Source organism: Bacillus sp. FSL K6-2839 (assembly GCF_038003365.1).
In the GTDB taxonomy this organism is placed as follows: domain Bacteria; phylum Bacillota; class Bacilli; order Bacillales; family Bacillaceae; genus Bacillus.
The window spans coordinates 1,840,821-1,853,367 of sequence record NZ_JBBOOZ010000001.1; the positions used below are offsets into that span (position 1 = coordinate 1,840,821).

Sequence of the window (12,547 nt, forward strand, 5' to 3'; positions counted from 1 at the left end):
TTTTCCATTTATTTGAACTAGTTGTCACAAAAAAGCAAAATAAAAATGCTTATGATCCTCTTGATAGTGGTCATAAGCATTCCTTCTTTTATGTTTTTTCATCATGTGCTGCAAGGCTTCTTGTTTTGTTTTTGTCTTTCTTTCATGTGTGCTAAAGTGCGGCATGTTTCCTCTCGACAGTTCCCGGTTTCGGCTGTGCTGCCTTTGAATATGTTCTCGTTTTTTCTTTGCATTGCTTTTTCCCATTTGGCAAAACCCCTTTCGTTGACGTTATGATACACGATGTGACATAAAAAAGATAGACGTATACACGCCTATCTTTCTGTTTTCACCATATCAAGATGCGGAATTCCATCTTCATCATAACAATCTGAAACGGCCTTAAAACCAAATGATTCGTAAAACGACTTCAAGTAGGCCTGCGCCTGAATTTTGACACTTGTTTCACCTAATTCACTCAGCTTTTCCAAAGCCTTGCTGAGCAGCATTTTTCCATAGCCTTTTTTTCGGCCTGCCTGCGTCACAAGAACGCGGCCAATGGACGCCTCTTCGTACATGATTCCGCTTTGAAAAATTCGGCAATAAGCCACAATCGTGCCGTCCTCTTTTGCAGACAGATGAAGCGCTTCTTGATCCCGGTGATCAATTTCAGGGTAAGGGCATGTTTGTTCGACAACAAACACATTGACTCTTTCCATTAAAATTAGGTAAAGATCCTCTTTTGTTAATTGGTCAAACGTTTGACATGTCCAGTTAACTTGATTCATGATTGATATCCACCTTACCGTACACTCCGCCCCCGCCAGCGATCAGTTCGACTTCACCTTTTCTTGCTTTGATGATGTAATTGGCTGTTTTTTCTGGCAGGACAGCTTTTAGTTCTTGTTCTGTTGCTTGATGAAGGATATTCATCTCTGTGTGAAACACGGCTTTTAGCTTCTCCAGCGTTTTGGCTCCGACACCCGGAATAAATTGAAGCGGGAGCTGATGAACATAAGGAGGTCTTGTTCCTTTGTCACTTTCTTGGTCAGCAAGCTCCTTTAAACGCTCACTCACCCCTTTTGTCATCCGGGTATGTCCGCATGCGTGGCACTTTTCTTGATCTAGCGCGCTAGGTCTTACTCCGCACTTCTCGCAGGTTGTATGATAGTACTTCCCAAGCCGAGGAGCGAGTCCATAATTTCCTGTAATGGCTCTTCCCTCTTTCCCTTCAAGGGCTAGTTTGAATTCGGCAAAAGAGGCATGATCCATTCGGATTTTTGTATATTCTCGCGCAATTTTTCCTAAAGAATGAGCGTCTGAATTCGTTAAAAAGGGATAACGGTTCAGCTCACTTATCTGGGACGCCATTGACGTATCGCAGCTAAGTCCTAGTTCAACAGCATCAATGAGGTCTGGGTCGAATACTTCCGTTAAAGACGTGTTGACTCCTTTGCCAAATAAGCTTTTATGCGGCGTGAAAATATGAGCAGGAATAAACAAGCCTCCTAGCTCCTTGACCTTGCGCTGAAGTGTTTTCCCATCAACATAGAGGCGCTGTGAACTCAAATGCACATTTTTCATATGAAGCGCGAGCCATGCGGAGAACTCAGACATTTTGTGAAGTGTGGGCATAAATGCAAGCACGTGAATTGGACCTTTTGAATGGTTATCGTTAATTTCTAATTCACTGCCTAAAAGCAGCACGGTCTGTCCAAATGATAGACCGCCATCATTTAGTTCAGTATACTTGCCTTCCTCTACACCCTCTATTAATTCTTCTAGGACTTCTGGAGATTGTGCATCAATCACACCAATCATCCCCATCCCTTTACTTTGCGTTGCTTCAATGAGAATTTGGTCAATTGTCAGTGACCTTGCACCTGTAATTTTAACAGCTCTGCCTGTTCTTGTTCTGCCAATATGAATATGGATGTCTGCAAAAAACTCCCTCATTTTGTTGACTTAAGTACCTCTTGCAATTGTAAGTACTGAATGGCATAGGCTGTTTTTGCATCATAAATGTGCTGCTTTTCAATGAGGTGCAAGGCTTCTTCTAATGAAACTTCCATCACTTCAACAAATTCATCTTCATCCAGCTCTCTTTTTTCTTCAAGCGGAACCAGCTGATCTGCAAGATAAATGTGGACGATTTCATCTGCGAAACCAGGTGATGTATAAAAGGCCGTCAGCTTTTGGAGCTGCTGAGTGGTGTACCCTGTTTCTTCTTCTAATTCTCGCAGTGCTGTATGTGCCGGCTCTTCTCCTGGCTCTAATTTTCCAGCCGGAATTTCAACGATGGCTCTCTCTAGTGCTTTACGGTATTGCTTGACCAAGATGATTTTATTTTCGTCTGTACGAGCAATGACGGCTACTGCACCAGGATGTTTGATGATTTCGCGTTTGCCTTGTTTTCCGTTTGGCAATTCTACATCTTCAAGAACCAAATCAATGATTTTTCCGTTATATAATTCTTTAGTCGATAATGTTTTTTCTTCAAAGTCCTTCAATTTTGTCAGCTCCTCGTTCTACTTTCACTTTTTACTTCATTCATTTTAACATAGATGATTTAGGAGAAGCGAAATGCGAACGCTTGCTTCAATGCGCCACTTGAAATCACCTAGCTTGAATTCCAGATTTTTTTCACTTAATGTGAAGGGATAGGAGTGTGATGGAATTGAAAAAAAGACGAATTGGTACCTCGGATCTTTTGGTGAGCGAGGCAGCACTAGGATGTATGTCCCTTGGAACGGAAAAAGGAAAAGCGCTCTCTTTATTAGATGAGGCTATAGACCTTGGAATTAATTATTTGGATACAGCCGATTTATATGATTTTGGGACAAATGAAGAAATTGTCGGGGAGGCTATTAAAAACAGGCGGCAAGATTTGATTTTGGCCACAAAAGGCGGCAACCGCTTTGAAAAAGGCAAATCTGACTGGGACTGGGACCCTTCAAAGGCGTACATAAAAAAGGCCGTGAAACAAACCCTCAAGCGGCTGCAAACAGATTATATTGATTTATACCAACTGCACGGAGGCACGATAGATGATCCTATCGATGAGACGATTGAGGCTTTTGAAGAATTAGTGGAAGAAGGCGTTATTCGCTATTATGGCATCTCTTCTATCCGTCCAAACGTCATTAAAGAATACGCCAAAAAATCCAACATCGTCAGTGTGATGATGCAATATAGTTTACTCGACCGCCGTCCAGAGGAATGGTTCTCTCTTCTTGAAGAACAAGGCATTAGTGTCGTCGCAAGAGGACCTTTAGCAAAAGGGCTTTTAACTGAAAAACCACTTTCGCAAGCAAGTGCAGCGATTCAAAAAAACGGCTATCTTCAATATTCATTTGACGAGCTCCAGCAGGTCATTCCTTCTTTAAAGAAAGTCGCTTATGACCTATCATTCACAGAGCTGTCCATTCAATATTTGCTTAAGCATTCTGCGGTCAGTTCCGTTGTATTTGGCGCAAGCTCGGTGGAACAATTAAAAGAAAATGTAGCAGCGGCAAATGCACGTTCTTTAAGTGACCAAGAAGTAAAAGCATTGACTTACTATACAAAACCATCTGTGTATGAGGCGCACCGGTTTAAATAACATAAAAAGAGATCGCTTTATGTGATCTCTTTTTTATCGTGTTTTTCTCTATTAAAAATGAGAAGGGGCTAAAAGCCCCTGTACTCTTATCTATTTGCACTTTCATAATACGCATAATTTCCGGCTTTGCCTTTAAGGTGAAATGTAGTACCAAAACGTTGAAAATTATTTGCAAATACGCCATTATCTGAATGCATACATAATCGATTACCTCCACCTTTAAAAGGAGTTACAGAACAATCAACAATTGTAGTCACCGACGTACGAAAATCCGCTTCCTTTGAATCTTTTGTAGCAAGAGCTTGTCCAAAAACAGGTAAAAGCAATCCTAAAGATAAAGCAACTCCAGGCATTGTTCTTGGGATTTAGTTTTAAATCATATTTTCACGAAGCTGAAATGAAGTGAAATTCGAACGAGTCAGAAGAGTCTGCTCTCAAATCACCTATGTTTTGAACAAGTTCATTTCGTGTTGATCAATCTCAATGATGACATGAAAAAAAGGAGCATCAGAGCTCCTTTTTTTTAGCTTTTATATTTTCTCCAGTCCAAATGACTTTCATCTAGCAGCTCGGAGAAGCTTTTATTTTTTTCTTTTTCTTTCTGCTGCCTAAGGAGGTCTTGTCGTTTTTGTTCTTCTCTTTTTTCTGTCTGGGCGGCAAGGTTCTGCTTCATTTGAAGAAGCTGCTGTTTGAGATCCTCGTTTATACCGTCCTTTAATTTCGCTTGTTCTTGATTGGTCTTTTTCATCGTGCCTCTCTCCTTTTGTCCTAAGTGTATCATCCGTTTTATTTGCTGAGCAAGAGTCACGCCAATCTCCCAACATGTGGTATGATCGTCATAGGAAAAACTTCGGAAAGGAAGAATCCGCTGGATGAAGAAATGGATCGCTATACTTGCCTTGATATTATGTCCGCTCGCTGCAATCGGCATTTTTTTCACCAATAAAATGATGTATATTCGAAAATTAACAGATGAAGAGCTCATCAAAAGAGAATCAGATGAAGGACACTATCATCACGAAGAGTTTCAACAGCTTAAAAAAGAGAAAGTGTGTATTCCTTCAGCATTTGGTTATGATCTTCATGGCTATTTTGTGCCGCACCCACATCCACATACAACACGCACCATCGTACTTTGTCATGGCGTCACAGTCAGTTTGATTAATTCCGTTAAGTATATGAAATTATTCCAAAAGCTCGGATGGAATGTGATGCTTTATGATCATAGAAGACATGGAATGAGCGGCGGGAAAACCACGAGTTATGGATACTACGAAAAAGAAGATTTAGCGCAGGTCGCGAAGTGGCTCAGACAAAGACTCGGGGAAAATGCCATTATCGGCATACATGGAGAATCAATGGGTGCAGTCACGACTTTGTTATATGCTGCAAAGCCGGAAGCAAGCGCCAATTTTTACATAGCTGACTGTCCTTTTGCTTCTTTTGAGGATCAGCTTCTCTATCGATTAAAAACAGATTTTCGTCTTTCAGGGCAATGGATTCTTCCACTAAGTGATCGAGTGTTAAAATGGCGGGATGGATACAGCATTCGGCAAGTTTCACCGCTGGATGTGATCGATCAGGTGAAAGAACCTGTGCTTTTTATCCATAGTCTTCATGATGACTATATTCCATGCGAGCAGAGTCAGCAGCTATATGCTCGAAAAAAAGGTGATAAACAGCTATTTATAGCGCCGCACGGGGCACATGCGATGTCTTTTAGCGAAAATAAGGCAGCTTATGAACAAGAAGTTCAAGGATTTCTTCAACAATTTGAATCGAATGAAGATAAAAGAGGAGAATGAACAGCGGTTCGTCTCCTCTTTTTGAGCTAACTTATGCGATAGTCACCACTGTTGTATGATGTCTGCCCGCCAGCTCCATATGGCTCTCTTCCGATTGCTGCTGACTCATGACCGATAATCCTGCAGTTGCTGCCAATAAAAGAACTATCAAACTCGTTTTCATATAAATGACCCCCATTTTGAATTTTTGATATGGCTTGAATCTTCCTTTCGTAAAACCGTGTAGATGCTTCATACAGTCCAAGCTCATTGTAATAATGAGCCGCATCAAGTGCCAATTCCTCAATATCTGGGTATAAGCGCTTGTCCTCGAGCAGGTCTAATGTATCGTCTATGATCGTTATTTCTGCATCAACGTATAATGCTTTTAAGAACTGAAATTTGCAGATGTAAATTTCATCTTCTAATTCACAGGCTTTCATAATACCTTGTTGATAGAGGGTTAACGACTCTTCTATTTGTTTTTGTTTAAACAGGATTTGGGTCAGCATAAATAGTGGGTCTAGAGAGCGATTAAGATGGGTTAAATTCTCCTTTTCAAACACTTCAAGAGAGTCTTTCAGATAACGGCTTGCTTCCGCAAGATCGTTCATTTGGTAATAACAGTTACCTAAGTTGAAAAGGGCCGAACCTATGACTCGAGGGTTTCCAATTGAGCGTGCTCGATTTAGAGCATTTTTAAAGTAGGGTAATGCATGTTCATAGCATTTCAAATCATCATAGTTTGCACCGATGACAAATTCACAGTGGATGATTCTCAGCGTGTACGTTCTGTAGGCAGAGTACGTATCTAACGCTTGCAAGGCATAGTGCATCGAAAAGTGGGTTTGTTTCATGTGGTAGTATATTTCAGCTAATTTAAAGTAAAATTCTGCTCTTTCTATATCATCTGATATAAGATTGAGCTTTTTTTCTGCTGAACGGTAATAAGCAATGGCACTTAAATAGTTTTGCTGTTCAAACTCAAACATTCCTGTGAAAAAATGAACATAGTATTCAAGCATGTCCGTTAATTTCGTTTGCGAATGTTCGATCGTTTCTAGCAGGTTCTTAATTTCTTCATCATTTGAGGCTTTCTTTGCCGGTTCAAAATATTCAAGCATCACCTTATGGCGAAAATCCATCAGCTGGTAAAACAGCAACAAGTTTTGATCCTGTTCCATCTCCAGAATTTCCTGCTCGATCTCGGCCTTCAGCTTCTCTGCTTTCATGACATGAAATCCGCAAATCTGCCTATACCATTCGTTTATTTTGATTCCAACCTGAGGCGATGACAGCTTGAGCTTCAATTCACTTTAGCACCTCCCTTCTCATATACGATACATGTTGTATTCTATCACATTCCCTCGAATGGAAGAAATATGAAATGTCATTTTTTCGCAAAGTTTTCGGTATCCCGCAATAAACGCTTTCATTGCCTATTTTTCGGCATTTATAACCACGGTTTTTTCATTTCTATTTTTCTCATTTTGTCGAATTGGTTGTTATAAAACGGTTTTTTTGCGTTTTAAAAGATCATTTTTCAGATTAGACATCCCTGCTGTTTGATGAGATGATGAAGGCACGAAAAAAACCCTTTTGTCAAAAAAGGGCTTTTATAATACATCTGTTACCTGTTCCATATTCTCTTTGATCCAATTGACAGCTAATTCGAGCGTTGGAAATTCTTCCGTTTCAAATGTGACTTCATCTTGAAGAAGCCAAACGTCCTTTTTCACCGAGTCCATTCCACCTATTGACCAGTGCAAAAGGGTATAGGGATGATTGTTATTTAAAAACGACACCCATGTTTTATTTTGTGCCGTGTTTTGTATCACTCTAAGCTTCTGATCCACTACGTTTCCACCTTACTTTACAAGTATGCCCATTCTTGGACTGAGTATTTGCTGAGGACTTTTCAGCATCAATGTATTGGCTTTTTCATTAAAATCGATGGTCATTTCCTCATCAAAAAATACCTTCTGTGCAATGTGTATATATAGTTTTAAATGTTGGCTATTATTCAGTTGTTCCCATTCACCTGTTCTTTCACTTGTTAACCAAAGCATTGGTACGCCACTCACTGCACAGCCACAACCTTCTGAATCGTAGCGAAGCAGTAATTCCTTAGTTTCGTTTCCTATTTGCTGTTTTTCTATATATGTTTTAGCCAGTTCTGTGATGTGAATATACATGGCGAACATCCTTTTTAAATTGATGCTTACATTGTAACACATAAAACACCATAAAACATGACACACGACTAAATCCGAAAGTCATATTCTTTGAAATACACGCTCTTCTCACTAGGATTATATCTATCTATTGGCTCTTTTCGCTTCTTGTTTTTTAGAATTATACTTATGACGCTACCAATTTTAAAAGAATAAACAGGAGGTTTTAGATCGTGAAAAAAAGATTATCTCTCTGCTTCATCGGGGCACTGATATTTATGTTGAGTTTCGCTGTGCCAAACATGAAAGCGGCATCTGTCCTTGATGAAGTACGAGAAAGCTATGCGACTTATACGGGATCTGGTTACTCAGGGGGCTCCGCATTATTAGATCCTATTCCATCTGACATGAAAATTACGGCTTTAAATCCTCATGACTATAACTATAAAGGGGTAAATGCGGCACTTGCAGGTGCTTACCTTGAAGTAAAGGGTCCAAAAGGAAAAACCGTTGTGTATGTAACCGATAAATATCCAGAAGGAGCAAAAGGAGCTCTTGATCTTTCTCCTAATGCCTTTGCCAAAATCGGTAATATGGCAGATGGAAAAATCCCAATTAGTTGGAAAATTGTAAAAGCACCGATTAGCGGAAATGTAGCTTACAGAATAAAAGAAGGCAGCAGTGAGTGGTGGGCTGCGATTCAAGTGCGCAATCATAAATATCCGATTATGAAAATGGAATATTACAAAGATGGACAATGGGTGAACATGGAAAAGACAGACTACAACCATTTCCTTGGATTTAATATGGGGTCTAAATCTCTTCCTGTTCGAATCACAGATATCCGCGGGGTCATCGTAAAGGATAAATTACCCGCTCTTCCATCTACTGCTGCTTCACAGGCCTATATTGTAAAAGGCAATGTTCAGCTTCCTAATTAACGAGGAAAAGAGGTAGCTTATTTAAGAGCTTCCTCTCTTCCTTCTCTATCCCAGTGATATGCCTCATTTTCTATTTCTTTTATGATTTCATTCTTTCCTGCCATATAGCTTTGTATATCTTCCGGATACTGATTTGCTAATTGTTCCTTGACAGACGCATACGCTACAGCTCGTTCTGGATGGGCCCTTAAGTAATCTCGAAACAATAAATGCCTTTTCACATCAGGGTGATTTCTCTCATAAACATGGACATGATGCGTACGATTCAAGCCACCCTTTTGAAAAAAACGTCTCCCTTTTATGCCATTTTCACCTAGCGCTTGATATCCAAGATGTTCAAAGCTCTCTCTTTTTCTATCGATCTCTTTTATATGACTTACTTCTATTAAGATATCAATAATTGGTTTGGCAACAAGCCCTTCAACTGACGTACTACCAATATGATGTCCTTCTATCCAGTTCTTTTGAATGATTTGCTTGAGTTGCTGCTTTTCTTGATGGAATTCTTCATGCCACTCTTTTTTGAATTCGACAACCTCAACCTTTCGCCTTGGTCTCCATTTCATTTTTGATAAGGTGAGCTCTTTTACAACATGAATCACATCTGTTTCAAGAAATCCTAACTTTTCGTATAGCCTTTTTGCAGGGGTGTTTTTTTGCCCTGTGGTCAGTTCTATAGGGACATTTTTCTCCATAATTGTGGACATAAGTCTTGTTCCAATACCCTGCTTTAGCGCTTTTGGATGTACAGCCAATCGACTAATGATCAAATAATCTTTCTGCTCTTCATAAGATGCAACACCTAGTAAGATTCCCTTTTGCTCAAAACCAATAAATTGCTCTTTTGCTTTCATTACATCTTGAATGGTCTCTTTTAATGGCGGGAGATCGGCATAGCCAATTTGTTCAGCTTCTTGTTGGTATGCAGCTAGTTGAATATGTAAGATCTGCTTTGCTACATCACTTATTGTTTGATCTAAATTGACAATCATTGCATTGCCTCTAATTTTTTCACAAATAAAACACGATCTTCATTTATTCCATCATAGTCTGAAAACACGGAGATTCCTTCTACAGTTTTGTCCCCTTTTTCAATTTGAAAGCCCAATTTTGCATGATAGGCAATCGATACTTTATTTACAGGTGCTGTTACCGCTTTAATGGTTGTTCTTCCTTCCTGTTTTGCCACATCATAAAAGGCTTGATATAGGATTTTTCCTATCTTTAATTTCCGATGGTCTGGATGTACACCTACAAAATGAATATACGCTTCATCTGAATGAGATTGCGATAAAAAACCGACTAAAAAGCCAATCAGTTCACCTTTTTCAACGACGACAAAACTTGTTTGCTGAAAATGTTCAAAAAATAGCTTCGGCAATTTTGCGCGCAAATCTCTGCCTCCCCACCAGCTTTGGATGACGGATGTGACGGCGTAAAAATCTGACGGCTTCACTTGACGTATCATGATGACCTCGCCCCTTTTCATTTTTGGCTTACCGCTCTCTTTTTTTTAAAAAAAACTGTTGTTTCAATAGTCTACCTGTTCGATTAATTGTTTGTAAAGATCACGTCTCAGCCTTTTTCCTTTCAGCTTTGTTGATTCTTCGTTCTTTCGCCGTCATCTCCTTTTAAATCTTCACACTTATTTCAAAAAGTTCACTTTTTGTGTGAAAGTTTCATTCTTTTGGTATGTTAAGATGGTTCATATAGGAAATGTAACAAATGTTTATTGGAGATGATGATATTGGTTTGGATTGTTACTTCACTTGTTGTGTTTAGTCTTTTAAAGCTTCTTGTCACTTCGCTGCCTTCTGGTGTTGTGGAACGCCTTTTTAGTCGTTATGCGGTGCATGCAAAAGTAACAAGTGATCAAACAACGATCATGTTTGAAGATCGTCCGCTCAATGATCAGCAAGTATCTGAAATTATTCAACATTTTAATGATGCGATCTTTATTGAACGCTATTATATTTATCCTGGTGATGAAGAGCGTTTTCTTCATCCGCAGGAAGGGCCGGCGCCGCTTACCATGCAAACAAAGCTTGGCAAACATGATGTGACCCTTTATCTGTATCATTACGATGACCACGTGGATGTGGTGCGGCAGTTTACACATAAGCCTAAGAAAAAATTGACGGCCTATCGTTTGCGTTCTGAGCCGCTCCAAACATCCCACAACTTGGCACATGCTTAAAATATGTTGCATCAAATGAGACGAAGTGGAAGACACTTCGTCTTTTTTGTATGGATTTACGCTCTTTTCTTTGAATGATTTACCAGTATCAATTTCGCCTCCTGACGGTTACAATATAAACGGAACATATGTTCTAAGAGGTGAAAATAATGAATGAACGAGCCATTCTGCTTGTGGATATGCAATCGTTTTATGCGTCAGTCGAAAAAGTGGAGGCTCCCCACTTGAAGGATGTACCGCTCATCGTCTCTGGAGATCCTGAGCGGCGGAGCGGGGTCGTACTTGCCGCCTGCCCGCTCGCTAAAAAACGAGGCGTACAAAATGCATCAAGATTATGGGAAGCGCAGGAGAAATGCCCCGAAGCTGTCGTCGTACGCCCCCGTATGCAGCGCTATCTTGATATCTCTGTCATGATAACAGAGCTGCTCGAACAATACACAGATCTTGTCGAACCCTATTCAATTGATGAACAATTTCTTGATATTACAGGCAGTCTGACACTACTCGGTTCTCCCCGCGAGATCGCTCAAAATATACAAACAACCATTATGAACCAGACTGGCATTTACGCACGTGTTGGCATCGGTCCTAATAAAGTGCTCGCTAAAATGGCCTGTGACCATTTTGCTAAAAAAAACACATCTGGTATCTATGAACTTCGTACAGACAGTGTTGCGGCTGATTTATGGCCGCTTCCGATTGGAAAATTATTTGGCGTCGGCAAACGAATGGAGCACCATTTAAAACGAATGGGCATCAGTACCATTGGGACGCTTGCTGCTTATCCGTTAGACCGGCTTAAAAAACGCTGGGGAATCAACGGAGAGCTTTTGCAGCGAACAGCTTTAGGGCATGATCCCTCTCCGGTCACCATTCACACACATGATCAGCAAAAAGCGGTTGGACATCATATGACTCTTCCCCATGATTATGCGTCTTTTGAGGATATCAAAGTCGCTCTTCTTGAATTGAGTGAAGAAGTGGCAAGACGTGCACGCTTTAAGCATTATCTTGGGCAAACAGTGTCTGTTGGCGTGAGAGGCGCTGATTTTTCTCATCCGACTGGATTTCATAGACAAATCAAGCTTCATTCACCTACACAGTACGGGACAGATATTGCAGACGCAGCCATTCAGCTATGCAAGCAGCACTGGGATGGCCAGCCCATTCGCAGTGTGGGGATTACTCTCTCACAGCTGCAGTCTGACAGCCAATATCAGCTGACTTTATTTGATCACCATGTTCAAAAAGACAAACTCAGCAAAGTATTTGATGCGATCCACATGAAGTATGGACCTGCTGCCCTGCTGCACGCTTCGTCACTGACAAGCGCAGGGCAGGCGTATCACCGCGCCGAAAAAATTGGCGGACATTACAAATAACGGAGGCGAACAGCCATGAATCCCAATAAATTAACACCTGGATACAACCTCATGTGGGAATCAAGCCGAATGATGCTTCCAGAGCACCGGGAGCAGCTGCTTGCTCAAAAACGGAAGAAAAAAGAGTACACCCCTCCCCCGCTGAGCACCGATCAGCTGGAGGAAATGAATTTTTTGATCACACAGTCGATTACCGAGGATCAAGCGATTTACGTGACATATGCCGCAGCAGGTATGAAAGAGCAGTTTTGGGGCTGGGTAAAAGCCATTCATTATGAAACGCAGCGCATAAAAATCGTCAATGATGAGGATGTTCTCAACCTGTCCTTGCAGCAAATCGTCGCGATCGACCTTGATTAAATTTTCGCCAAATGACCGCGCGAATCAGTGACATAGAAGCACTGGCAGCAAAAAGCAAACCTCCAAATGGCGAGCCAATCTTGCTTCTTTGCCATATGGCAGATGTCTCCTCCATCAAATTGTGTATTT

Annotated in this window: 17 protein-coding genes; 6 read left to right on the top strand and 11 right to left on the bottom strand. The window is 40.7% G+C overall.

The window, feature by feature from the left end:
• Nucleotides 1-24 precede the first annotated feature (24 nt).
• From MHH26_RS09305 to MHH26_RS09320, 4 genes are all read right to left on the bottom strand, one after another.
• Nucleotides 25-246, bottom strand: coding sequence for a hypothetical protein (locus MHH26_RS09305; protein WP_334749644.1), 222 nt, complete (start codon nt 244-246; stop codon nt 25-27).
• A gap of 68 nt (nt 247-314) precedes the next feature.
• Complete coding sequence (locus MHH26_RS09310) at nt 315-767, bottom strand: GNAT family N-acetyltransferase (protein ID WP_034661163.1); 453 nt, start codon at nt 765-767, stop codon at nt 315-317.
• Complete coding sequence (locus tag MHH26_RS09315) at nt 754-1,935, bottom strand: TIGR00375 family protein (protein ID WP_307499859.1); 1,182 nt, start codon at nt 1,933-1,935, stop codon at nt 754-756. The genes MHH26_RS09310 and MHH26_RS09315 overlap by 14 nt, the downstream gene beginning before the upstream one ends.
• Nucleotides 1,932-2,489, bottom strand: coding sequence for an NUDIX hydrolase (locus MHH26_RS09320; protein ID WP_060596775.1), 558 nt, complete (start codon nt 2,487-2,489; stop codon nt 1,932-1,934). Before MHH26_RS09320 ends, MHH26_RS09315 begins: the two co-directional genes overlap by 4 nt.
• Before the next feature lie 167 nt (nt 2,490-2,656).
• Between MHH26_RS09320 and MHH26_RS09325 the strand changes: the two genes are divergently transcribed.
• Nucleotides 2,657-3,580 (top strand): aldo/keto reductase, encoded by a 924-nt coding sequence (locus tag MHH26_RS09325; protein WP_340973240.1) that lies wholly within the window; start codon nt 2,657-2,659, stop codon nt 3,578-3,580.
• An 86-nt stretch (nt 3,581-3,666) separates the two neighbouring features.
• Here MHH26_RS09325 and MHH26_RS09330 read toward each other — a convergent pair whose 3' ends face one another.
• Both MHH26_RS09330 and MHH26_RS09335 read right to left on the bottom strand, forming a co-directional pair.
• Nucleotides 3,667-3,933 carry an LCI fold-containing protein gene (locus MHH26_RS09330; RefSeq protein ID WP_340973242.1) on the bottom strand — a complete coding sequence of 89 codons (267 nt, stop codon included), beginning with the start codon at nt 3,931-3,933 and terminating at the stop codon, nt 3,667-3,669.
• A 170-nt stretch (nt 3,934-4,103) separates the two neighbouring features.
• Nucleotides 4,104-4,328 carry a YqkE family protein gene (locus MHH26_RS09335; protein ID WP_034661172.1) on the bottom strand — a complete coding sequence of 75 codons (225 nt, stop codon included), beginning with the start codon at nt 4,326-4,328 and terminating at the stop codon, nt 4,104-4,106.
• Between the two features lie 124 nt (nt 4,329-4,452).
• On the opposite strand from MHH26_RS09335, the gene MHH26_RS09340 reads away from it, so the two are divergent.
• Nucleotides 4,453-5,385: an alpha/beta hydrolase gene (locus MHH26_RS09340; RefSeq protein WP_334749653.1), complete on the top strand. Its 933-nt coding sequence runs from the start codon at nt 4,453-4,455 to the stop codon at nt 5,383-5,385.
• Between the two features lie 26 nt (nt 5,386-5,411).
• Here MHH26_RS09340 and MHH26_RS09345 read toward each other — a convergent pair whose 3' ends face one another.
• The 3 genes from MHH26_RS09345 to MHH26_RS09355 form a co-directional block, all read right to left on the bottom strand.
• The gene (locus tag MHH26_RS09345) at nt 5,412-6,674 is read right to left on the bottom strand and encodes a Rap family tetratricopeptide repeat protein (RefSeq protein WP_307499865.1); all 1,263 of its coding nucleotides are present in this window, start codon (nt 6,672-6,674) and stop codon (nt 5,412-5,414) included.
• A gap of 306 nt (nt 6,675-6,980) precedes the next feature.
• Nucleotides 6,981-7,220, bottom strand: coding sequence for a YqkC family protein (locus MHH26_RS09350; protein WP_003215790.1), 240 nt, complete (start codon nt 7,218-7,220; stop codon nt 6,981-6,983).
• A gap of 12 nt (nt 7,221-7,232) precedes the next feature.
• On the bottom strand, nt 7,233-7,559 hold the full coding sequence (locus MHH26_RS09355) for an iron-sulfur cluster biosynthesis family protein (protein ID WP_034661177.1): 327 nt from the start codon (nt 7,557-7,559) through the stop codon (nt 7,233-7,235).
• A gap of 257 nt (nt 7,560-7,816) precedes the next feature.
• Between MHH26_RS09355 and MHH26_RS09360 the strand changes: the two genes are divergently transcribed.
• Complete coding sequence (locus tag MHH26_RS09360; RefSeq protein WP_223249902.1) at nt 7,817-8,479, top strand: expansin EXLX1 family cellulose-binding protein; 663 nt, start codon at nt 7,817-7,819, stop codon at nt 8,477-8,479.
• 17 nt (nt 8,480-8,496) lie between these two features.
• Here the strand turns inward: MHH26_RS09360 and MHH26_RS09365 are convergent, their stop codons facing one another.
• Nucleotides 8,497-9,471, bottom strand: a complete 975-nt coding sequence (locus tag MHH26_RS09365) for a GNAT family N-acetyltransferase (protein ID WP_334749659.1) — start codon at nt 9,469-9,471, stop codon at nt 8,497-8,499.
• The gene (locus MHH26_RS09370) at nt 9,468-9,947 is read right to left on the bottom strand and encodes a GNAT family N-acetyltransferase (RefSeq protein WP_034661184.1); all 480 of its coding nucleotides are present in this window, start codon (nt 9,945-9,947) and stop codon (nt 9,468-9,470) included. The genes MHH26_RS09365 and MHH26_RS09370 overlap by 4 nt, the downstream gene beginning before the upstream one ends.
• Before the next feature lie 279 nt (nt 9,948-10,226).
• On the opposite strand from MHH26_RS09370, the gene MHH26_RS09375 reads away from it, so the two are divergent.
• From MHH26_RS09375 to MHH26_RS09385, 3 genes are all read left to right on the top strand, one after another.
• Complete coding sequence (locus MHH26_RS09375) at nt 10,227-10,676, top strand: YfmQ family protein (protein ID WP_034661187.1); 450 nt, start codon at nt 10,227-10,229, stop codon at nt 10,674-10,676.
• Nucleotides 10,677-10,825: 149 nt separating this feature from the next.
• Nucleotides 10,826-12,058, top strand: a complete 1,233-nt coding sequence (locus tag MHH26_RS09380; protein WP_034661188.1) for a DNA polymerase IV — start codon at nt 10,826-10,828, stop codon at nt 12,056-12,058.
• 15 nt (nt 12,059-12,073) lie between these two features.
• Complete coding sequence (locus MHH26_RS09385; protein WP_034661189.1) at nt 12,074-12,418, top strand: YolD-like family protein; 345 nt, start codon at nt 12,074-12,076, stop codon at nt 12,416-12,418.
• Nucleotides 12,419-12,547: the final 129 nt, after the last annotated feature.

Bases quoted from the DNA above. Each gene is read 5' to 3' on its own strand.
- MHH26_RS09370 (WP_034661184.1), bottom strand. From the start codon at position 9,947: ATGATACGTCAAGTGAAGCCGTCAGATTTTTACGCCGTCACATCCGTC.
- MHH26_RS09340 (WP_334749653.1), top strand. From the start codon at position 4,453: ATGAAGAAATGGATCGCTATACTTGCCTTGATATTATGTCCGCTCGCT.
- MHH26_RS09305 (WP_334749644.1), bottom strand. From the start codon at position 246: ATGGGAAAAAGCAATGCAAAGAAAAAACGAGAACATATTCAAAGGCAG.
- MHH26_RS09380 (WP_034661188.1), top strand. From the start codon at position 10,826: ATGAATGAACGAGCCATTCTGCTTGTGGATATGCAATCGTTTTATGCG.
- MHH26_RS09385 (WP_034661189.1), top strand. From the start codon at position 12,074: ATGAATCCCAATAAATTAACACCTGGATACAACCTCATGTGGGAATCA.
- MHH26_RS09335 (WP_034661172.1), bottom strand. From the start codon at position 4,328: ATGAAAAAGACCAATCAAGAACAAGCGAAATTAAAGGACGGTATAAAC.
- MHH26_RS09330 (WP_340973242.1), bottom strand. From the start codon at position 3,933: ATGCCTGGAGTTGCTTTATCTTTAGGATTGCTTTTACCTGTTTTTGGA.
- MHH26_RS09310 (WP_034661163.1), bottom strand. From the start codon at position 767: ATGAATCAAGTTAACTGGACATGTCAAACGTTTGACCAATTAACAAAA.
- MHH26_RS09360 (WP_223249902.1), top strand. From the start codon at position 7,817: ATGTTGAGTTTCGCTGTGCCAAACATGAAAGCGGCATCTGTCCTTGAT.
- MHH26_RS09315 (WP_307499859.1), bottom strand. From the start codon at position 1,935: ATGAGGGAGTTTTTTGCAGACATCCATATTCATATTGGCAGAACAAGA.
- MHH26_RS09355 (WP_034661177.1), bottom strand. From the start codon at position 7,559: ATGTATATTCACATCACAGAACTGGCTAAAACATATATAGAAAAACAG.
- MHH26_RS09365 (WP_334749659.1), bottom strand. From the start codon at position 9,471: ATGATTGTCAATTTAGATCAAACAATAAGTGATGTAGCAAAGCAGATC.